The sequence below is a fragment of the Pseudomonas sp. NFACC51 genome (assembly GCF_900103575.1).
Taxonomy (GTDB): domain Bacteria; phylum Pseudomonadota; class Gammaproteobacteria; order Pseudomonadales; family Pseudomonadaceae; genus Aquipseudomonas; species Aquipseudomonas fluorescens_Q.
This window is the reverse complement of the sequence record NZ_FMXH01000003.1, coordinates 522,666-543,648: the sequence shown is the minus strand read 5'-3', so window position 1 is coordinate 543,648 and position 20,983 is coordinate 522,666. Positions and strand designations below refer to the sequence as shown.

Here is a 20,983-nt window from a genome sequence, read left to right as displayed (position 1 = left end):
TCTCCAATCAGCGTCCATTATCCGGGGTACTTGCGATGTCGTTGCCCGCTCTGCTTGAACAACGCTTGCGCCTGCCCGTCGTGGCAGCGCCAATGTTCCTGATTTCCAATCCACAACTGGTGCTGGCCTGCTGCCGTAACGGCATCGTCGGTAGTTTTCCGGCGTTGAACCAGCGCGAAAGCAGTGGCTTCAAGGCCTGGTTGGCGGAAATCGAAGCAGGCCTGGCGACCCTGGAAAATCCGGCACCCTACGCTGTGAACCTGATCGTCCATCACAGCAACCCGCGGCTTCAAGCCGACCTGGCCATCTGCATCGAACACAAGGTGCCGATTGTCATCACCAGCCTGGGCGCGGTGAAGGAGTTGGTGGATGCCGTCCATGCTTATGGCGGGCTGGTGTTCCATGACGTGACGACCCGGCGTCATGCCGAGAAAGCCGCCGAAGCCGGTGTCGATGGCTTGATCGCCGTTGCCGCCGGTGCAGGCGGACACGCCGGGACCTGGAGCCCGTTCTCATTGATTGCCGAGATCCGGCAGTTTTTTGATAAGACCTTACTGCTTGCAGGATGCCTGAACCACGGTCACCAGATTCTGGCTGCACAATTGCTCGGCGCCGATCTGGCCTACTTCGGTACGCGCTTTATCGCTACGAGCGAAAGCCACGCCCCTGAAGCTTATAAAGAGATGTTGCTCACATCCAGAGCCGCAGACATCGTGCATACTCCCGCTGTATCCGGAGTGCCGGCCAGTTTCATGCGCCAGAGCCTGGAGAATGCCGGTTTCGATCTGACCGCTCTGCAGAACAAGGGCGAGGTGGATTTTGGCTCGAAACTCAAACCGCTGAACGATGAAGCCAAGGCCTGGAAAACCGTATGGTCCGCGGGCCAGGGCGTGGGTGAAATCGATGATTTGCCCAGCATCGATCAGTTAGTGGCACGCCTGGATGAAGAATACCGTCAGGCACAAGCACGGGCGGCGCAGCTTGGCGGGCAATGGCCCCGCTGAATCAGCCTGAACAAAACAACTATTCAACTTCTAGAGACAAGGATGCCGGGCATGAGCGAAACCCGTTTCAACATCGTATTCGACGGCGGCCTGATGCCTGGCGTCGATACCACCACCGCCAAACTCAACCTCGCCGAACTGTTCAAAAGCGATATCAGCGCCATTGAACGACTGTTCACCGGGCGCAAGGTAGCCCTCAAAAGCAACCTGTCCCAGAGCGAGGCGCAACAGTACCTGGAAGCGCTCAACAAGAGCGGGATCGATGCCAGGATCGAAGCCGAACCCGTCGTCCAACTGAACCTTGGCGAGGTACAGGAGGCACCACGGCAACCGAGTGGACGCCATCCCGATTCGATCGTCGAGCCCGCCTCGCCGTACGCGCCTCCCCGCGCCGAAGTCGGTGAAGCGCTTGCAGAGTACGGCACGCTCAAGCCCTTCAGCTTCGACGGGCGTATCGGACGCCTGCGCTACCTGGCCTGGACCATGGTGTTGACCTTGGCCCTACTGCCCTTGGTCGGCATAGGCTTCTGGTTGGCCACGGCCTGGCTGCTGGCTTCCGACTCGGTCGCGGGACTCATCGTCGGCGGCCTGCTCGCCGCAGTCGTCGTCCTTGCCTTTGCCTTCGTGAGCATCCAGTTCAACGTCCAGCGCCTGCATGATCTGGGCTGGTCGGGGTGGTTGTGGCTGATCAACCTGGTTCCCTTCGTGGGCAGCATCTTCCCCTTCATCCTCATCATCGCTCCGGGCAATACCGGCGCAAACCAGTACGGCCCCCCGCCGCCGCGCAATACCACTGCGGTCAAATTGCTGGCCTCGCTCTGGCTGGTGATGATCGTCCTGATTTTCATGGCTACCTTTGCCGGCATCTTCGGGGCCCTTCAGGAGGACTACGACAGCAGCAGCCTGAGCAGCTATGAAAGCAGTGAATACAGCAACGAAACCTCTGAAGAGCCCGCCGTCGAGGCAGCCGAGCCCGCTCCACCTTCTGTAGACTATGAAGAAGAAGAGGAACAATAAGCGCGCTTCATGCCGGTGACAGCCCAGTCAACTGGCGGCGGGCTGTTGCGATGGAGAACTGCATGACCCGTTACGCACTGATCACTGGCGCTTCCAGCGGCATTGGCCTGGCCATGGCCGAAGCGCTGGCCCGGCGCGGCCGCAACCTGATACTGGTGGCTCGACAGCGTGATCGGCTGGAAAGTATTGCAATCGAACTGACTCAGCGGTTTGGCGTGGAGGTATTGTTCCGGGCTTGTGACCTGAGCGAACCGCTGAGGCTTTCAGGTTTTCTCCTGGAACTGGAGGAAGGCGAGCGGCAGATCGACCTGCTGGTCAATTGCGCAGGCATCGGCACCAGCGGGCCGTTCCTGGGCCAGGACTGGATGACCGAGCAGGACCTGATCGAAGTCAATATCCTCGCCCTGACACGGCTTTGTCATGCCATCGGTAACAGCATGGCGCTGCTTGGCGGCGGCCAGATCCTCAACGTCGCCTCGATCGCCGCGTTCCAGCCCGGCCCCTGGATGAGTACCTATTACGCCAGCAAGGCCTATGTGCTGCACTTCTCCGAAGCCCTGCGGGTCGAGCTGAAGAAATGCGCGATCAAGGTCTCGGTGCTTTGCCCTGGTCCGACCCGGACCGGCTTCTTTTCCAGGGCGCAGATGGACGAACAGAAGCTCATCGACAGCAAGTTACTGATGAGCCCCGAAGAAGTGGCCCTGTACGCCGTGCGCGCGCTGGACCGCAACCGCGCCATCATTATTCCCGGACGCCGCAACCGCTGGCTGGCCGCACTGCCGCGCCTGGGCTCGCGATGGCTGGTCCGAACCATCGCCGGCATGATCAACAAGGCCTATTGCCCGCGCTGATCCCTTCAAGTTGAACTATCAGTCGCCTCAATCGGAGCCTTCACGCCCCCCGACCTCGACGAACCCAATGGAGAAAACAGCTGTGGATACTCTGTTCACCAAGATCATCAACCGGGAAATTCCGGCGAAGATCATTTACGAGGATGACCAGGTACTGGCCTTCCACGACATCGCCCCGCAAGCCCCTGTACATTTTTTGGTCATACCGAAAAAGCCGATTCGCACCCTCAATGACCTGGCCGAGGAAGACAAAGGCCTGGCTGGACATATTCTGTTCACTGCGCAGCGCCTGGCCCTTGAATTGGGCTGTGAAGAAGGTTTTCGTGTGGTGATGAATTGCAATGAACTGGGCGGGCAAACGGTCTATCACATTCATATGCATGTGCTGGGGCAGCGCCAGATGAACTGGCCACCGGGCTGATACACCTGACCCAACGCAAATCTTCGGCGGTCGATTGGGTTAAACTGGCTGCTGTGATTTTTCCCGGAGGTAAGCATGACTACCCAACGTCACTACTCGCCGATTGACCGTCTGTTGCTGCAAGCCGATACCGCGATGCGCACCCTGCTGCCCTTCAGTGGCCAGCCGTACCGCCCATCACCGGCTATCGTGCAGCCAGACGCGCAACTGAGTGACGAGCAAACCCGCCACGTCGCCGGACTGATGCGTATCAACCACACCGGCGAAGTCTGTGCCCAGGCGCTGTATCAGGGCCAGGCGCTGACAGCGAAGCTACCGCAAGTGCGTGAAGCAATGGAGCATGCCGCCGAGGAAGAAATCGACCATCTGGTCTGGTGTGAACAACGGATTCGCCAATTGGGCAGCCATACCAGCGTCCTGAACCCGCTGTTCTATGGCATGTCATTCGGGATCGGGGCCGTTGCCGGGCTGATCAGCGACAAAGTCAGCCTCGGATTCGTTGCGGCGACTGAACATCAAGTGTGCAAGCATTTGAATGAACATCTCGAACAACTGCCAGCCGAGGATGAAAAATCCCGGGCGATCCTTGAGCAGATGCGCGTGGATGAGGAACACCACGCCGAGAGTGCACTTGAGGCCGGTGGCTTCCGTTTTCCGGCCCCGGTCAAGTTCGGCATGAGCCTGCTGGCCAAGGTCATGACCAAGAGCACTTATCGGATTTGACGGCAATTGGGGACTGACCAGCTCATTCCCCCGGAAATTAAAAAGGCGACTCCCCCAAGGGAAGTCGCCTTTTTAATTTCCGAAAACTTCAATACGGCCCGTCGGCTATCGACTCAACCCAACTCGATGATTTCATAATCGTGGGTGATTTCGACCCCCGCGGCGCCGAGCATGATCGAAGCCGAGCAGTACTTCTCGGCGGACAGCTCAATGGCGCGCTTGACCTGGGCTTCCTTCAGGGCTCGCCCCTTCACCACGAAGTGCATGTGGATCTTGGTAAACACTTTGGGATCTTCAGTGGCGCGCTCTGCCTCCAGGAAAGCTTCGCAGCTTTCGACGGCCTGGCGGGACTTTTTGAGAATGCTGACCACGTCGAAGTTACTGCAACCGCCCACGCCCAGCAGGAGCATCTCCATCGGCCGAACCCCCAGGTTCCGCCCACCGGCCTCTGGCGGGCCGTCCATGACGACCACATGACCACTGCCTGACTCACCGAGGAACATGGCTTCGCCAGCCCATTGGATGCGTGCCTTCATCGCCAAGACTCCACTGTTAAAAAAGGGTCGCCAGCTTAGCACAGCGCTCCGGCATGACCGCTCTCCGTCTTAGGAGACCTGACCTGACAGTACGTAGGTAAATTCTCAAATCAATTAAGGACGCCTCTGTTAAGCTGGCCATACGCCAACTCGCTGGCGCATGGCCAGCTTTTAGCGATAGCCATTCGCGTCTATAAAAAAACCAAACCATCACACTGCGCAGTCTTTCGGGATACAACCATGGTTGCCATTACTCCCACGTTCAAGATCAAGAATCTCGACAAACTCTTGATGCATTGCCAGCGCCGCCGCTATCCAGCCAAACACAACATCATTTGTGCAGGAGATCGTTCCGAGACGTTGTTTTTCATCATCAAGGGGTCGGTCACTATCCTCATAGAAGATGACGACGGTCGGGAAATGATCATCGCCTATCTCAACTCCGGGGATTTTTTTGGCGAGCTGGGGTTATTCGAACAGGCGGGCAAGGAACAGGAACGCAGTGCCTGGGTGCGGACCAAGATTGAATGTGAAGTTGCGGAAATCAGCTACGCCAAATTCCGAGAACTGTCCCTGCAAGACCCGGACATTCTTTACGTACTCAGCGGACAAATCGCACAGCGCCTGCGCAATACCACCCGCAAGGTCGGCGATCTCGCATTTTTTGACGTCACCGGACGTGTCGCACGCTGCCTGTTGGAACTGTGCAAGCAGCCCGATGCCATGACCCACCCGGACGGGATGCAGATCAAGGTGACCCGCCAAGAGATTGGTCGGATTGTCGGTTGTTCGCGGGAAATGGTCGGTCGCGTTCTCAAGGATCTGGAAGAGCGCAACCTGGTCAGTGTCAAAGGCAAGACCATGGTGGTGTTCGGAACGCGTTAGGCGCCCAGCAGATTGATCAGCAGCTCCCGGTACAAAGCGTCGAGCCGCTCCAGCGCGTGAGGCGCCGGGAATTTTTCATGCAGGGCAATATGGCTCTCGGCTCGCACTCGCGGCTCCAGGCCGCAAGCCTCATTGAAGCGATTGACTGCCGCGACCAAGGACTCGCGCTCGTTCTCCAGCAAAAACGCGCCATGAACCAGCCCCACCGGACGCTGCCCCCCTTTGCTCTGGCGCCAGCGCTGGGCGGTGCCCACCATTTTCCGGCCGTCGAGGTTGACGTTGAAGCGCCCGTCACAAAAAGCCCCTTCCACCTCTCCCAGCGAAGCCACCCCGCCCAACTCGTCCAACAGCTGACAGATGGGATCGCACAACCGGCGATAGCCGGTTTCGATACGTCCGTGGTCACCTTCGCTGCGCGGTGGTGCGTAGACCAGGGCGATATTGACCGTAGCGACCGACTGCGGCACCGGTTCGCCACCTGTTTCACGCAACAAGACAGGCCAGCCATGAGCAGCCGATACTTCACAAGCGTATTCAAACCCCGGTAGGCGACTCAAGCGGCGCGGCATGACCAGCGCACGGTCGTTGGGCTGCCAGAACAGCAGGCCGAACTCGGCGTCGCCTGCGCAGATGCTGGCCAACAGATCCTGTTCGGCTTGCAGGCCAGCTTCGACGGTGAGGGAAATCACAGGCGACATGGATCAGTCCAGCGTCGAGCCGCTCACCGGCAGGCCTCGTTCAGGAAAGAACAGTCGCTGCAATTCCACGCCCGGGTTTTCGGCGCGCATGAACGCTTCGCCCACCAGGAACGAATACACATCGCTGACTTCCATCAGCTCGACATCGGCCCGGTTGAGAATGCCGCTTTCGGTGATGACCAGGCGATCGCGCGGAATGCGTGGCAATAGGTCCAGGGTGGTTTCCAGGCTCACTTCAAAAGTGTGCAGGTTGCGATTGTTCACGCCGACCAGTTTGGTATCGAGGGTTTTCAGGGCTCGTTCCAACTCGTCACCGTCGTGGACTTCCACCAGGACATCCAGCCCGACGCTTTTGGCTACGGCCGCCAGCTCGGCCATTTTCACGTCGTCCAAGGCGGAAACGATCAACAGCACGCAGTCGGCGCCCAGCGCACGCGCCTCGACGATCTGGTACGGGTCGATCATGAAATCCTTGCGGATCACTGGCAGCTTGCATGCCGCCCGCGCCTGTTTCAGGTAGTCGTCAGCGCCTTGAAAAAAGTCGACGTCGGTCAGCACCGAGAGGCAGGTAGCACCGCCCTTCTCGTAGCTTCGCGCGATCTCGGCCGGGACGAAGTGTTCACGAATCACGCCCTTGCTGGGGGATGCCTTCTTGATTTCAGCAATCACCGCCGGCTGTTTTTTCTTGGCCTGATCGATCAGAGCCTGGGCAAAGCCGCGCGGCGCATCCGCTGAACGCGCTAGGCTTTCCAGCTCGGACAGACTGACCCGAGCGCTGCGCTCGGCCACTTCCTGGGCCTTGCGAGCCAGAATGTTTTCCAGAACCGTTGGCACGCTCATCCTTCGTTCTCCACTTTGAATACGGCGGTAAATGCACCCAACTCTTCAAGCTTTTCCCTGGCCAGCCCAGTGTGCAGCGCATCATGGGCCAGCTCCACGCCTTGCTTGAGGCTGCTGGCGTGGTCGGCGGCGTACAACGCGGCACCGGCATTGAGCACGATCATCTCAGCGGCTTTCTGGCCATTCTCGGTCTTGCGACGCCCCAGGGCATCACGAATCAGCTCCAGCGATTGGGCCGGGCCGTCGACTGCCAGCCCGTGCAGGCTCTGGCTCTTCATACCGAGGTCTTCAGGTTCGACCCAATACTCGCTGATCTGATCATTTTTTAGCTCGGCCACGAATGTAGGCGCCGCCAGGCTGAACTCATCCAGTCCATCCTTCGAATGGACCACCAGTACGTGCTTGCTGCCCAGGCGTTGCAAGACTTCAGCCAATGGTCGGCACAACGCCTGGCTGAACACACCGACTACCTGATGTTTCACGCCGGCCGGATTCGTAAGCGGGCCGAGCATGTTGAACAGCGTACGCAGCCCCAGCTCGCGGCGCGGCGCGGCGGCGTGTTTCATGGCGCTATGGTGGGTCTGGGCAAACATGAAACCGATGCCGACGTTATCGATACAGCGTGCCACCTGGACCGGCGTCAGGTTCAGGTAAATGCCCGCTGCCTCCAGCAGATCGGCACTGCCGCTCTTGCCGGAAACTGCCCGATTGCCATGTTTGGCAACGGTGCAACCGGCCGCCGCGACGACAAACGACGAGGCCGTGGAAACGTTGAAGATATTGGCGCCGTCACCGCCGGTACCGACCACATCCACCACACCGTCCAGCGTCTTGAGTTCGACCTTGTCCGCCAGCTCACGCATCGCCGAAACCGCACCCACGATTTCATCGATGCTCTCACTCTTCATGCGCATGGCCATCATGAACGCGCCGATCTGTGCATCCGTGCATTGGCCGGTCATGATTTCGCGCATCACGTCGCGCATCTCGTCGGTGCTCAGGTCGAGATGGCCGACGATACGGCTCAGGGCTGTCTTGATATCCATGAAAAGTCCTTAGCGCGTGCCGCCGGTTTGTTTGAGGAAGTTGGCGAACAGTTCGTGGCCCTGTTCGGTGAGAATAGACTCGGGATGAAATTGCACACCCTCGATATTCAGCGTCTTGTGGCGCAGGCCCATGATTTCATCGACCGAGCCATCTTCAAACTGGGTCCAGGCCGTCAACTCCAGACAGTCGGGCAGAGTTTCGCGCTTGACCACCAGGGAATGGTAGCGGGTTACGGTAAGCGGATGATTCAGCCCCTCGAACACGCCCTTGTCCTCGTGGAATACCGGGCTAGTCTTACCGTGCATGACTTGTCGGGCGCGTACCACGTCGCCGCCGAACGCTTGGCCGATCGACTGGTGCCCCAGGCAGACACCGAGGATCGGCAGCTTGCCGGCGAAATACTTGATGGCGTCGATGGAAATGCCCGCTTCGGTCGGCGTGCATGGGCCGGGCGAAACCACGATGCGCTCAGGCTTGAGGGCTTCGATTTCGGCGATGGTCAATTCGTCGTTGCGCACGACCTTGACCTCGGAGCCCAGCTCGCCGAGGTACTGCACAACGTTGTAGGTAAAAGAGTCGTAGTTATCGATCATCAGCAACATGGCGTAAGCAACCTATTGAATTCACTGACTTTAAATAAAGCCTTCAGAGAATGACCCGCACGCTGCTGCGCTTGGCGAGGCAAGTGATGCCCCTGCGAAGCGGCTCTACAAGCGGGTAAAGAAGGCAAATCGGTACAGGTCCGGCGAAGCCGGCGGAGAATGTTCAGGCGCGCCAACGCCAGCGGGCGTGTGCCTTGATCATTTGATCCAGAAGTTTGCTGACAATCGACACAGGGAAAGTCTCGTTCATACGTCCCGGCACAGTAGCTTAGCTGGGCGGAGCACGCAATATGGGCGATCCCGAAGGGCTTTGAAACAATCGCGACGTTCAAGATGGATGGCAAAATGCCGGAAGTTTTTGGTACTGTCGTTTCGTTTTCTAACAAAAATAAGATAAAAACGGACTTTCCCATGATAAAGAAGACGTTGTTCGTACCGATTGCCGGTTGCCTGCTGGCGATGGCCTGCGCCCAGGCGAGCGCCGCCCCCAACCCTTACTCCAAGTTCATCGTGTTCGGCGACAGCCTCAACGACGCCGGCCAGCTCGCCGACCCGAACGGCCCGCCCGGCTCGACAGCCCGCTATACCAACCGAACCGGTCCGATCTATACCGACGGCAGCGGCGAGGCCTACTCCGCCAACTCCACCCAGTTGCTCGGTGGGCGCCTGGGTTATTCCGCCGACGAGACTGCCGCTTCCACTTCGGCGGTCCGCGCCGACCAGGGGCTGGCGGACGGCAACAACTGGGCGGTGGGCGGTTATCGCACCGACCAGATCCTCAAATCGATTACCGGCGTGTCCGACACCGGCGAGCGCAGCCGTCCTGGCTACCTGCAGTCCAATGGCTTGCGCGCCGATCCAAATGCGCTGTATTACATTTCCGGTGGTGGTAACGACTTCCTACAAGGCCTAGTGCTGACCCCCGAGCAAGCGAGTAAAGCCGCTAACCGTCTGGCCAGCAGTGTCCAGGCGCTGCAAACGGCCGGTGCCCGCTATGTGATGGTCTGGCTGTTACCCGACCTGGGCCTGACGCCCTTCCTCAACGGCAGCCCTTCGCAAGACTTCTTTTCGCAACTGGGCAACCAGTTCAACCAGCAGCTGATCACGCGACTGCAAGGCATCGACGCTGAAATCATCCCATTGAACATTCCGCTGTTGCTCAAGGAAAGCTTCGCCGACCCGGCAAGATTCGGCCTCGCCACAGGAGAAAATCTCACCGCGACCTGCTTCAGCGGCAACGGCTGCACCGAAAACGCCACCTACGGCATCAACAGCGCCACGCCTGATCCCACCAAGCTGATCTACAACGACGCGGTCCATCCGACCGAAGCCGGACAGAAACTGATCGCCGACTACGCCTATTCCCTGCTCGCGGCACCATGGGAGCTGACGTTGCTGCCGGAAATGGCCCACTCGACCCTGCGCGCTCACCAGGACGAGTTACGCAGCCAGTGGCAATCGGACTGGGAGAACTGGCAGGCCGTCGGTCAATGGCGGGCCATCGTGGCCGGCGGTGGTCAGCATCTGGACATGGACAGCCAGGACAGCGGCGCCAGCGCCGATGGCAGTGGCTACAGCCTGAACATTGGCGGCAGCTATCGCCTCAACGACGCGTGGCGCGTAGGTGTCGCCGCCGGCCTCTACCGCCAGGACATGGAAGCAGGCCACAACGATTCGAAGTACAAACTCAATAGCTACCTGGCGACCGCTTTCGCCCAGTTCCAGCAAAACCGCTGGTGGGCCGATGCGGCACTGACCGGCGGCAAGCTCGACTACGACAACCTGGAGCGCAAGTTCGACCTGGGCGTCAACGAAGCGCAGGAGAAAGGCGACACCGACGGCCATCTCTGGGCATTCAGCACGCGGGTGGGCTACGACATTGCCCAGCCGGGCAGCGAATGGCACCTCTCGCCGTTTATCAGCGCTGACTATGCGAAGGTGGAAGTCGACGGCTACTCGGAAAAGAGCAACCGCTCCACGGCCCTGACCTTCGATGACCAGACCCGCGACTCGAAACGCCTGGGCATTGGCTTGCAGGGCAAATACAACATCACCCGCCAGACCCAGGTGTTTGGCGAGTATGCCCACGAACGCGAGTACGAAGACGACACGCAAAAGGTCAACATTGCCCTCAACAGCCTGCCGGCCAATGACTTCACACTGGAAGGCTACACGCCACAGAGCCACCTCAATCGCCTGAGCCTGGGGGTCAGCCACAAGTTGACCAACGACTTGGCGCTACGGGGTGGTTATACACTGCGCAAGGATGATGACATGACCCAGCAAGGGGTAAGCCTGGGCGTCAGCCTGGACTTCTGATCGAGAAAACCTGTGGGAGCGAGCTTGCTCGCGATAGCGGACTGTCAGTCAACTGGTTGGTTGAATATGACGGCCTCATCGCGAGCAAGCTCGCTCCCACACACTGATCGAGTTGTCGAAGGGTTTTCAATCGTTCGAAGTCTGCTCGGCCAGCGCCACGGCGCGGAACATGGCCCGGCGCTTGTTCAGGGTTTCTTCCCACTCCAGCGCCGGCACCGAGTCGGCGACGATACCGCCGCCGGCCTGTACGTGCAGTTCACCGTTCTTGATGACGGCAGTGCGAATGGCAATGGCAGTGTCCATGTTGCCGTTCCAGGCGAAGTAACCCACGGCCCCGCCGTACACGCCCCGCTTGACCGGCTCCAGCTCGTCGATGATTTCCATCGCGCGGATTTTCGGCGCGCCAGACAAGGTGCCCGCTGGCAGGATCGCCCGCAAGGCGTCCATCGCCGTCAGCCCGGCCTTCAACTGGCCGGTGACGTTGGAGACGATGTGCATCACGTTGGAATAGCGCTCGATGACCATCTTCTCGGTGAGCTTCACCGAGCCGATTTCCGAGACCCGCCCGGTGTCGTTGCGCCCCAGGTCAATCAGCATCAGGTGCTCGGCGATTTCCTTGTCGTCCGACAGCAGATCCTCTTCCAAGGCCCGGTCAGCTTCCTCCGTAGCGCCACGGGGGCGAGTGCCGGCGATCGGCCGTACGGTGATCAGGTTGTCTTCGACACGCACCAGCACTTCCGGCGAACTGCCCACGACATGGAAGTCGCCGAAGTTGAAGAAGTACATGTAGGGCGTCGGGTTGAAGCAGCGCAGCGCCCGGTAGAGATCGATGGGCGCCGCCTTGAAGTCGATGGACATCCGTTGCGACGGCACGACCTGCATGCAGTCACCCGCGAGGATGTACTCCTTGATGGTATCGACGGCCCGTTCGTAATCGTCCTGGGTGAAACTGGAACGAAACACCGGGTCGGTCGCCGACTGCTTGCTGAAGTCCAGGCCGGGACGCGGAGCGATCGGCTGACGTAACTTTTCCAACAGTGCTTGCAGGCTTTGTTGACCTTGCTCGTAGGCATCTTCCTGGGACGGATCGGCCAGGACGATGGCGTGCATCTTGCCGGCGAGGTTGTCGAAAACGACGACCGCATCGGACACCATCAGCAAAATATCCGGCACGCCCAGCGGATCGGGGTTCGGGCAGGTGCCCAGGCGTTTTTCCACGTAACGCACGCAGTCGTAGCCGAAATACCCCACCAGGCCACCGTTGAAGCGCGGCTGGCCGGGGATGGTCGGCACGTTGTAGCGGGCCTTGAAGGTTTCGACGAACGCCAGCGGGTCTTCAACTTCGAGGCTTTCGATTTCGACACCGTCGTGGGTCACGCTGACGCGATGGTCATGGACCCGCAGCACCGTGCGGCACGGCAGGCCGATGATGGAATAACGGCCCCATTTCTCACCGCCCTGCACCGATTCGAGCAAGTAGGAGTTGGGCTGGTCGGCCAACTTGAGGTAGATCGACAGCGGTGTGTCGAAGTCAGCCAGGGTTTCACAGGCAAGGGGGATGCGGTTGTAGCCGGCAGCGGCTAGACGCAGGAATTCTTCGCGGTTCATGGGGTGCCTCGTGGCAAGAGGAGCTGACAGTCAGGTATGCAAACGCGCCGGATAACCGGCCGGGATCACGTCAGGTGCGCCAACGCCAGCGGGCCAGGGCCTTCATGACTTTCATCCAGAGTTTGCGAGTGACCACCACGATGGCGTTTCCAGAAGAGGATTGAACAGCGTCGGGCAACGTTATCTCAGCGGCCGGGTCCAGGCAACCGGGAATTAACAGGCGCAAATCGTCGATTACCAGGGCAGGACATTCTTCGGCGATTGGGCGGCCGTGGTTGTAGCCGTAACTCAGTGCCACACATTTGACCCCTGCCGCCTTCGCCGCCAGCACATCGCTGCGCGAGTCGCCGACGAACAAGGATTGAGAGGCCGGGATGTTGGCCATTTTCATCACGAAAAACAGCGCGGCCGGATCAGGCTTTTTCTGCGGTAAGGTATCGCCGCCAATGATCCAGCGGAAATAGCGGCCGATTTTCATCTGGTCCAGCAACGGCGCAACGAAGCGCTCCGGTTTGTTGGTAATCAGGGCCATTTCCACGCCCTGCTTTTGCAGCCACTTGAGGGTGGAGCGCACGCCGGGGTAGACCACCGTCAGTTGGTGATTGTCTTCGTAGGCTTCATTGAACAACGCCAGCGCCCGCTCGGCCTCGGCATCATCGACACCTTGGGCATCGATGTCATTGGCCAGGGCCCGGCGCACCAGCATCGGCGCGCCATTGCCGACCCAGTGGCGTACCGAATCGAGGCCGGCAGGCGGGCGTCCAAGCTTGAGCAGCATCGTGTCCACCGCCGCCGCGAGGTCCGGGACCGAATCGACCAATGTGCCATCGAGGTCGAACATCACCAGACGCGGCAAGCTGCCGGGGAACAGCTGCTCGAAACCGCTCATGGGCGCGCCAGGGCCAGTTCGGCGCGCATTTGTGCAATCACCTCTTCGTAGTCCGGTGCGTTGAAGATGGCCGAACCCGCGACAAACGTGTCGGCGCCGGCCGCGGCGATTTCACGGATATTCTTCACATTCACACCACCGTCGATTTCCAGGCGGATGTCACGCCCCGAGGCATCGATCAACGCACGGGCTTCGCGCAGCTTGTCGAGCGTGCCCGGGATGAACTTCTGCCCGCCGAAGCCAGGGTTGACGCTCATCAGCAGGATCATGTCGACCTTGTCCATCACGTACTTGAGCACGTCCAGGGGCGTCGCCGGGTTGAACACCAGGCCGGCCTTGCAACCGCCTTCGCGGATCAATTGCAGGGAGCGATCAATGTGCTGCGTGGCTTCAGGGTGGAAAGTGATGTAGGTAGCGCCGGCTTCGATGAAGTCACCAACGATGCGGTCCACCGGGCTGACCATCAAATGCGCGTCGATCGGCGCGGTGACGCCGTACTTGCGCAGCGCCGCGCAGACCATCGGACCGATGGTCAGGTTGGGTACGTAGTGGTTGTCCATGACATCGAAGTGCACGATGTCGGCCCCGGCGGCCAGAACGTTGTCCACTTCCTCGCCCAGGCGGGCGAAGTCGGCAGAGAGAATCGACGGAGCAATAGCGAAGGGCTGCATGACGCACCTGTTTTGAGCGAAATCACGATGGCGCGCATTGTATACCTCAAGATTTGGCGCGCCCACCGTGGCAATCGATCAATACGCCGCGCGGTAGATCTTCTCGATATCGGCGGCGCTCAGTTTGCGTGGATTGTTGCGCATTAACCGTTCTATTCCCGCCGCTTCCACCGCCATGGATGGAATCACGTCCTCGGTCACGCCCAGGCTGCTGAGACCTTGGGGTATTTCCACGGCAGCACACAGCGTAATCATCGCCTCCACAGCCTCATCGGCCGCCTCAAGGTCGCTCAGGTGAGCGGTCTTGAGGCCCATGGCCTCGGCGATGTCACGCATGCGCTCGACACAGGCCATCTTGTTCCAGGTCATGACGTACGGCAGCAACATAGCATTGGCGACGCCATGGGACACGTGAAAACGCCCGCCCAATGGATAAGCCAGTGCATGGACCGCCCCAACCCCGGCATTGCCGAATGCCATGCCGGCCATCAGGCTGGCCGTGGCCATGTCTTCCCGGGCTTGCAGGTGAGCCGGGTTGGCATAGGCCTTGGGCAGCGCGCGGCTGATCAGCTTGATTGCGCCGATGGCCAGGGCATCAGTGATTGGCGAAGCATTGAGCGACAGGTAGGCCTCGATGGCGTGTGCCAGCGCATCAACGCCACTGGCAGCCGTGACGCCGCGCGGACAGGTGAGGGTCATCTGCGGACTGACCAGCGCCACGTCCGGCAACAGATAATCGCTGACGATGCCTTTTTTCAGCTGCGCGGCCTTGTCGGAGAGGATCGCCACGTTGGTGACTTCCGAACCGGTACCGGCCGTGGTGGGGATGGCAATCATGGGCGGGCCTTTGCGCGGCACCTGATCGACGCCGAACATATCCTGCAGCTCGCCGTGGTACCCGGCATAGACGCCCACGCACTTGGCAATGTCGATGGCACTGCCACCACCGAGACCGATCAGGCCATCATGACCACCGTCGCGATAGGCTTGCATGCAGTCCTCGACAATGGCGATTTCCGGGTCCGGCATCACCCGGTCGAAAATCTCGTAGTCCCGTCCGCCCAGATGTTGCAAGGCCAGTTCCACGGTGCCGGACTTGACCAACGCCGCATCGGTCACGATCAGCGGGTTGTCGACGTCCAGGCGCGTCAACTCCGCAGCCAGTTGCTCGATGGCAGCAGCACCGGTGATCAGTTTATGGGCGATCTTGAATGAGGAAAGACTCATGTGCGCGGCCTCTTATTCGAGTATGGGCTGGCACAAGGATAGCTCGGTATTGGAGGTTGTCTGCCATTCAGCCCATGAATGCGATAAGGAGCCTGTGGATGAGGCCCTATGGGAGCGAGCTTGCTCGCTCCCATATTCGTCAGGCTTGGGTAGTACGCAGCTTCTCGCTACGCCCACGCAACCACTCCAGGGTCAGCAACAGGATCACCGAGAAGGCAATCAGCAGGGTCGCCGCCGCCGCGATGGTGGGGCTGAGGTTTTCGCGGATGCCGCTGAACATCTGCCGTGGCAAGGTTGCCTGCTCGGGGCCGGCCAGGAACAGGGTCACCACCACTTCATCGAACGACGTCGCGAAGGCGAACAGTGCGCCGGAGATCACACCCGGGGCGATCAACGGCAGGGTCACCCGACGAAACGCCGTCAGTGGCGAAGCCCCCAGGCTGGCAGCGGCCCGAACCAGGTTGTGGTTGAACCCCTGCAGGGTCGCCGACACCGTGATGATCACGAACGGTACACCCAGCACGGCGTGGACCACGATCAGCGAGAAGAAGCTGTTGCCCATCCCCAGCGGTGCGAAAAACAGGTAACTGGCCACGCCAATGATCACCACCGGCACCACCATCGGCGAAATCACCAGGGCCATCACCAACGCCTTGCCTGGGAAGTCACCACGGGTCAGGCCGATGGCCGCGAGCGTGCCGAAGACCATCGCCAGCAACGTCGCCGCCGGGGCCACGATGATGCTGTTCTTCAGCGCTCGCATCCATTCGGCCGAGGCGAAGAAATCGTGGTACCACTGCAGCGAAAAGCCTTGCAGCGGGTACACCAGGAAACTGCCGGAGTTGAACGACAGTGGAATGATCACCAGCACCGGCAGGATCAGGAACAACAGAATCAGCCCGCAGAGTGTGCGCAAGCAGTAGAACCACACCCGCTCGACGGGGGACATGTAAGGACTCACCATTTTCGATCTCCCCTTAGCTCAGGCGCAGGCGACTGGCGCCCACCAGCCAGCTGTAAATCAGATAAAGCACGATGGTCGCCAGCAACAGCAGCCCGCCGAGCGCCGTGGCCATGCCCCAGTTGATGCTGGTGTTGGTGTAGAACGCGACGAAGTAGCTGACCATCTGATCGTTCGGGCTGCCCAGCAGCGCCGGCGTGATGTAGTAGCCGATGGCAAGGATGAACACCAACAGGCAACCGGCACCGACCCCGGCATAGGTCTGCGGGAAGTACACCCGCCAGAAACTGGCGAACGGGTGACAGCCCAGGGAAATCGCCGCACGCATATAGGTTGGCGAGATGCCCTTCATCACGCTGTAGATCGGCAGGATCATGAACGGCAGCAGGATGTGGACCATGGAGATGTATACGCCGGTGCGATTGAACACCAGCTCCAGGGGCTTATCGATGACGCCCATGGCCATCAGCGCACTGTTGATCAGACCACCGGACTGCAGCAGCACGATCCATGCGGCGACGCGTACCAGGATCGAGGTCCAGAACGGTAGCAGCACCAGGATCATCAGCAGGTTGCTCTGGCGCGAAGGCAGGTTAGCCAGCAGGTAGGCCAACGGATAAGCCAGCACCAGGCAGATCGCGGTGATCACCAGGCCCATCCAGAACGTGCGAGTGAAGATATCCAGGTAAATCGCCTGGTCGGGGGTAGCTGGGGCCAGTTCGCCGAGGTCATCGATGCGGTGATCGACGGCCGCCAGCAGGTAATACGGGGTAACGTCGCTGGTGTTGCGGCGGATCACCTGCCAGTACGCCGGGTCGCCCCAACGCTCATCGAGGTTTTCCAAGGCTTCTTTATAGGAAGCCGGCTCGGTGGCAAACGGCAACGCCCGAGCGGTCTTGGTCAGCAGGCTACGATAGCCGGCCAGTTCCATGTTCAGGCGCTTGGACAAGTCGCCCAAGGTCTGATTCTTGCGGGCTTCGGCCAGGTCTTCACTGGCAGCCTTGTACACCGGCTCGCCCGGCAAACCACGTCCGTCCCATGCAGCGACGGCGGCGACAGTGCGAGGCATGGCGCCCACCACTTCCGGGTTGCTGACGCTTTTGAACAGCAGCGCCACGATCGGCACCAGGAACACCAGCAACAGAAACAACACCAGCGGCGCGATCAAGGCCTGGGCCTTCCAGCGGTTGATCCGCTCGGCATGCTTGAGCCGTTGCTTGAGGGTGGGGCTGGTGCCCGCGTTCAGTGGAACGGCGATGGCCATGGCGAACTCCGCAAATCTTTTTGATCGTTACAGAGGCGGCGGGCCACCTCTGTTCTTTTGAAACCGCAACCTGTGCAAGCGAGTCATTGTGGCGAGCGAGCTTGCTCGCGCGGGGCTGCGAAGCGGCCCCAAAATTTTGTCGGCAACGCCAATTTTGTGAGTGCTGCGCACTCAAGCGGGAGCAAGCTCCCTCGCCACAAAGCCCGTTCACCCATGGACGCTTTGGTTACTTGGCCGCCCAGGAGTTGAAGCGCTGCTCCAGTTGCTCACCGTTGTCAGCCCAGAAGCTGACGTCGATCTGCACTTGGTTGGCGATGTTTTCCGGGGTGGTCGGCATGTCCTTCAGGACATCCTTGGCCAGCAACGGTACAGCCTGGGTATTGGCCGGACCGTAGGCGATGTTTTCCGAATAGGTCTTCTGCTGCTGCGGCGCCACCGAGAAGGCGATGAATTTCTTCGCAGCTTCGGCGCGGGTCTTGTCCAGGCCACGTGGGATGGCCCAAGCGTCGAAGTCGTAGATACCGCCGTTCCACACCACTTTCAGGTTGCTTTCTTTCTGTACCGCGGCGATCCGGCCGTTGTAGGCCGAGCTCATGACCACGTCACCGGAAGCCAGGTACTGCGGCGGCTGGGCGCCAGCTTCCCACCACTGGATGTTCGGCTTGAGCTCATCGAGCTTCTTGAAGGCGCGATCCTGGCCGTCTTTGCCAGCCAGTACTTTGTAGACGTCTTTCGGCGCTACGCCATCGGCCATCAAGGCGAATTCCAGCGTGTACTTGGCGCCCTTGCGCAGGCCACGTTTGCCTGGGAATTGCTTGGTGTCCCAGAAATCCGCCCAACTGGTCGGCGCGGTCTTGAGCTTGTCGGCGTTGTAGGCCAGCACGGTCGACCACACGAAGAAGCCCACGCCGCAAGGCTGGATGGCGCCCTTGACGTAGTCTTCGGCCTTGCCGAACAGGGCCGGATCGAGTTGTTCGAACATGTCTTCGTCACAACCACGGGACAATTCCGGGGACTCGACTTCTACCAAATCCCACGAAACGCTCTTGGTATCGACCATGGCCTTGACCTTGGCCATTTCGCCGTTGTACTCGCCAGCCACGATCTTGCCATTGCCGGCCGCTTCCCACGGTGCGTAAAAGGCTTTGACCTGAGCCGCCTTGTTCGCCCCGCCGAAAGACACCACGGTCAAGTCCGGGCCCGCCGCCATCGCGCTTGCCGCACCCATCATGCCCAGTGTCAGGGCTGTGAACTTCAGGGATCTCAACATTTATTGTTCTCTCCACGTGCAGGGTTGGTGTTGGTACAGCAGGGGGCGATCAATTCGCCTCTAGAAGGGGATCGAGCGCACGCACATGCTCGACTTGCCAGCCAAGCGGAACCACGTCGCCAACGGCCAGCCCGGGATCGAGCTCGGCAATCGGTTGCTTCACGAAGAAGTCATTCTTGCCGCAGACTTCCAGGCGAACCCGGACGTGGTCGCCCAGATAGATGAATTCCGCCACCCTCCCTGAGAAGCGGTTGATGCATTGTTCGCTTGCGCCGTTGAGGCTCACCCGTTCCGGGCGGATCGACAGGGTCACCGGCTCGCCAGGCTTGCCGACATTCACCGCCAATGCCTCGACCTTTTCACCGCGTCCCAATTCCACCAGGCAGCGGTCGCCGGTCTGACTGTGCAGACGACCGTTGAGACGGTTGTTTTCGCCGATGAAGTTGGCGACGAAGGTGTTTTTCGGCTCTTCATACAGTGTGCGCGGAGGGGCGATCTGCTGGATCTCGCCCTGGTGGAATACCGCCACGCGGTCAGACATGGTCAAGGCTTCGCCCTGGTCGTGGGTCACGTACACCACGGTGACGCCGAGGCGCTGGTGCAGATGCTTGATTTCCATCTGCATGTGTTCACGCAGCTGCTTGTCCAACGCACCAAGGGGTTCGTCCATCAACACCAACTGCGGTTCGAACACCAGCGCCCGGGCCAGGGCTACCCGTTGTTGCTGGCCGCCGGACAATTGCGCCGGGTAGCGTTGGGCGAAGCTGTCCAGCTGGACCATGCTCAAGACGCGCTTGACCCGATCACTCACGTCGCTCTTGTTCAGGCCACGCACCGTCAGCGGGAACGCCAGGTTCTCGGCGACGGTCATGTGCGGGAACAAGGCGTAGTTCTGGAACACCATGCCGATGTCGCGCTTGTGCGGTGGCACGTTGTTGATCGAGCGCCCGGCCAGCAGGATCTCACCGGCGGTTGGGGTCTCAAACCCGGCGAGCATCATCAGGCTGGTGGTCTTGCCGGAGCCGGAAGGCCCGAGCAGGGTCAGGAATTCGCCCTTGCGAATGTCCAGGTTGAGGTCTTTGACGATCAGGTTCTCGCCGTCGTAGCTCTTTTGCACACCACGAAAGCTGACCAGCACATCACTGGCCCCCGCGCTTGAATCGACCTGGCTCATACCCGCACCTTTTGTATTGATGACTGCTTGTGAGTCAAGCCTAGTGGAGCCTGGGGCCTGCGCAAATCGGGGCGCAGGAGAGAATCACCTCAGCCGGATGGAAGAGTCGGGGTAGGGATTGCCCTACAGGGATGACGGGATTGGATAAGGGCAGCGGCAAGTGATGAGCGGCAAGCTGCAAGCAGGGGCAAAAAGCGCTGTTGGCGTGTGTCGCAAATGGATATGCCGAGACAAAACCTTGTGGGAGCGCTGAAGCTCAGAGCAACTTGTGCTCCATCGCATACTTCACCAACTCAGCCAATGAGGTGATGTTGAGCTTCTGCATCAGCCGCGCCTTGTGGGTGCTGATGGTCTTGCTGCTCAGGGCCAGTTGCTGGGCGATATCGTTGACGTTGGCGCCCTGGGCCAGGCGTTCGAAGACGGAGAATTCACGCTCGGACAGCAGCGAGTGCAGCGGTCGCGTGTCGGTCAGGCCGACTTCAAAGACCATGCGGTCGGCCAGGTCCGGGTCGATATAGCGTCCGCCGGCCGCGACCTTGCGAATCGCCATGAGCAGCAGGGCCGGGTCGCTGTCCTTGGTCGCGTAGCCGGCGGCGCCGACCTTCAGGGCACGGGCGGCCATTTGCGCTTCGTCATGCATCGACAGCACCAGGATGGCCGGCGGGTTGTTCAGCGCCCGGATCCGTGGGATCGCCTCCAGGCCGTTGACGCCGGGCATGGAAATGTCCAGCAGCACCACTTCGCAGGGCACATGCCGCAAGGTTTCGAGCAACTGCTCACCATTGCTCGCCTCCCCTACCACCACCAGGTCCTTGGCCAGGCCGATCAGTTGCTTGATGCCTTCACGGACGATGGTGTGGTCTTCGGCTACCAGTACACGGATCACATTGTTCTCCAGATTCAGGATCCCTCATCGCGAGCAAGCTCGCTCCCGCAGGGCGTATGTGTACATCTCAATCAATGTGGAGCGAGCTGG

General features: G+C 60.2%; 21 protein-coding genes. 7 read left to right on the top strand and 14 right to left on the bottom strand.

The genetic code is table 11. The annotated features are described in order from the left end of the window. Positions 1-35 precede the first annotated feature (35 nt). From BLT00_RS09405 to coq7, 5 genes are all read left to right on the top strand, one after another. Positions 36-1,004 (top strand): NAD(P)H-dependent flavin oxidoreductase, encoded by a 969-nt coding sequence (locus tag BLT00_RS09405; RefSeq protein WP_092146435.1) that lies wholly within the window; start codon positions 36-38, stop codon positions 1,002-1,004. A 51-nt stretch (positions 1,005-1,055) separates the two neighbouring features. Further along, positions 1,056-2,021: a DUF805 domain-containing protein gene (locus BLT00_RS09400; protein ID WP_092146433.1), complete on the top strand. Its 966-nt coding sequence runs from the start codon at positions 1,056-1,058 to the stop codon at positions 2,019-2,021. Between the two features lie 62 nt (positions 2,022-2,083). Beyond that, a complete protein-coding gene (locus BLT00_RS09395) occupies positions 2,084-2,872 on the top strand; it encodes an SDR family NAD(P)-dependent oxidoreductase (RefSeq protein ID WP_072342509.1) in 789 nt (262 codons plus the stop codon). 82 nt (positions 2,873-2,954) lie between these two features. Then, complete coding sequence (locus tag BLT00_RS09390) at positions 2,955-3,293, top strand: histidine triad nucleotide-binding protein (protein WP_003206124.1); 339 nt, start codon at positions 2,955-2,957, stop codon at positions 3,291-3,293. A 75-nt stretch (positions 3,294-3,368) separates the two neighbouring features. After that, the gene (gene coq7 / locus BLT00_RS09385) at positions 3,369-4,016 is read left to right on the top strand and encodes a 2-polyprenyl-3-methyl-6-methoxy-1,4-benzoquinone monooxygenase (RefSeq protein ID WP_014340488.1); all 648 of its coding nucleotides are present in this window, start codon (positions 3,369-3,371) and stop codon (positions 4,014-4,016) included. A gap of 113 nt (positions 4,017-4,129) precedes the next feature. On the opposite strand, the gene BLT00_RS09380 is transcribed toward coq7, so the two are convergent. Then, on the bottom strand, positions 4,130-4,552 hold the full coding sequence (locus BLT00_RS09380; RefSeq protein WP_003206127.1) for an OsmC family protein: 423 nt from the start codon (positions 4,550-4,552) through the stop codon (positions 4,130-4,132). 240 nt (positions 4,553-4,792) lie between these two features. Between BLT00_RS09380 and crp the strand changes: the two genes are divergently transcribed. Beyond that, positions 4,793-5,437, top strand: a complete 645-nt coding sequence (gene crp, locus BLT00_RS09375; RefSeq protein ID WP_060740379.1) for a cAMP-activated global transcriptional regulator CRP — start codon at positions 4,793-4,795, stop codon at positions 5,435-5,437. Here crp and BLT00_RS09370 read toward each other — a convergent pair. From BLT00_RS09370 to BLT00_RS09355, 4 genes are read right to left on the bottom strand one after another with little or no spacing between them, the layout of a single operon-like run. Beyond that, positions 5,434-6,135 (bottom strand): lipoate--protein ligase family protein, encoded by a 702-nt coding sequence (locus BLT00_RS09370; RefSeq protein WP_092146431.1) that lies wholly within the window; start codon positions 6,133-6,135, stop codon positions 5,434-5,436. The two genes, crp and BLT00_RS09370, sit on opposite strands and share 4 nt — an antisense overlap. Before the next feature lie 3 nt (positions 6,136-6,138). Continuing rightward, the gene (gene trpC, locus BLT00_RS09365; RefSeq protein ID WP_092146429.1) at positions 6,139-6,975 is read right to left on the bottom strand and encodes an indole-3-glycerol phosphate synthase TrpC; all 837 of its coding nucleotides are present in this window, start codon (positions 6,973-6,975) and stop codon (positions 6,139-6,141) included. Further along, entirely contained in the window at positions 6,972-8,021 is a 1,050-nt protein-coding gene (trpD, locus tag BLT00_RS09360; RefSeq protein WP_092146427.1) for an anthranilate phosphoribosyltransferase, read from the bottom strand. Before trpD ends, trpC begins: the two co-directional genes overlap by 4 nt. A gap of 9 nt (positions 8,022-8,030) precedes the next feature. Further along, the gene (locus tag BLT00_RS09355; protein WP_063324125.1) at positions 8,031-8,624 is read right to left on the bottom strand and encodes an aminodeoxychorismate/anthranilate synthase component II; all 594 of its coding nucleotides are present in this window, start codon (positions 8,622-8,624) and stop codon (positions 8,031-8,033) included. A gap of 411 nt (positions 8,625-9,035) precedes the next feature. On the opposite strand from BLT00_RS09355, the gene estP reads away from it, so the two are divergent. After that, positions 9,036-10,943, top strand: a complete 1,908-nt coding sequence (gene estP, locus BLT00_RS09350; protein ID WP_092146425.1) for an esterase EstP — start codon at positions 9,036-9,038, stop codon at positions 10,941-10,943. A gap of 126 nt (positions 10,944-11,069) precedes the next feature. Here the strand turns inward: estP and trpE are convergent, their stop codons facing one another. From trpE to BLT00_RS09305, 9 genes are all read right to left on the bottom strand, one after another. Further along, positions 11,070-12,551 carry an anthranilate synthase component I gene (gene trpE / locus BLT00_RS09345; protein ID WP_092146423.1) on the bottom strand — a complete coding sequence of 494 codons (1,482 nt, stop codon included), beginning with the start codon at positions 12,549-12,551 and terminating at the stop codon, positions 11,070-11,072. Between the two features lie 70 nt (positions 12,552-12,621). Beyond that, on the bottom strand, positions 12,622-13,440 hold the full coding sequence (locus BLT00_RS09340) for a phosphoglycolate phosphatase (protein ID WP_063324122.1): 819 nt from the start codon (positions 13,438-13,440) through the stop codon (positions 12,622-12,624). Beyond that, positions 13,437-14,111 carry a ribulose-phosphate 3-epimerase gene (gene rpe / locus BLT00_RS09335; RefSeq protein ID WP_063324121.1) on the bottom strand — a complete coding sequence of 225 codons (675 nt, stop codon included), beginning with the start codon at positions 14,109-14,111 and terminating at the stop codon, positions 13,437-13,439. The genes BLT00_RS09340 and rpe overlap by 4 nt, the downstream gene beginning before the upstream one ends. A gap of 78 nt (positions 14,112-14,189) precedes the next feature. Continuing rightward, positions 14,190-15,338 (bottom strand): iron-containing alcohol dehydrogenase, encoded by a 1,149-nt coding sequence (locus BLT00_RS09330; protein ID WP_063324120.1) that lies wholly within the window; start codon positions 15,336-15,338, stop codon positions 14,190-14,192. A gap of 139 nt (positions 15,339-15,477) precedes the next feature. After that, positions 15,478-16,302 carry an ABC transporter permease gene (locus BLT00_RS09325; protein WP_063324119.1) on the bottom strand — a complete coding sequence of 275 codons (825 nt, stop codon included), beginning with the start codon at positions 16,300-16,302 and terminating at the stop codon, positions 15,478-15,480. Between the two features lie 13 nt (positions 16,303-16,315). After that, positions 16,316-17,563, bottom strand: coding sequence for an ABC transporter permease (locus tag BLT00_RS09320; RefSeq protein WP_018607201.1), 1,248 nt, complete (start codon positions 17,561-17,563; stop codon positions 16,316-16,318). A gap of 226 nt (positions 17,564-17,789) precedes the next feature. Further along, positions 17,790-18,833 carry an ABC transporter substrate-binding protein gene (locus BLT00_RS09315; protein ID WP_003206153.1) on the bottom strand — a complete coding sequence of 348 codons (1,044 nt, stop codon included), beginning with the start codon at positions 18,831-18,833 and terminating at the stop codon, positions 17,790-17,792. 49 nt (positions 18,834-18,882) lie between these two features. After that, positions 18,883-20,007 (bottom strand): ABC transporter ATP-binding protein, encoded by a 1,125-nt coding sequence (locus BLT00_RS09310; protein WP_092146421.1) that lies wholly within the window; start codon positions 20,005-20,007, stop codon positions 18,883-18,885. Positions 20,008-20,263: 256 nt separating this feature from the next. Continuing rightward, complete coding sequence (locus tag BLT00_RS09305) at positions 20,264-20,893, bottom strand: response regulator (RefSeq protein WP_003206156.1); 630 nt, start codon at positions 20,891-20,893, stop codon at positions 20,264-20,266. Between the last annotated feature and the right edge of the window lie 90 nt (positions 20,894-20,983).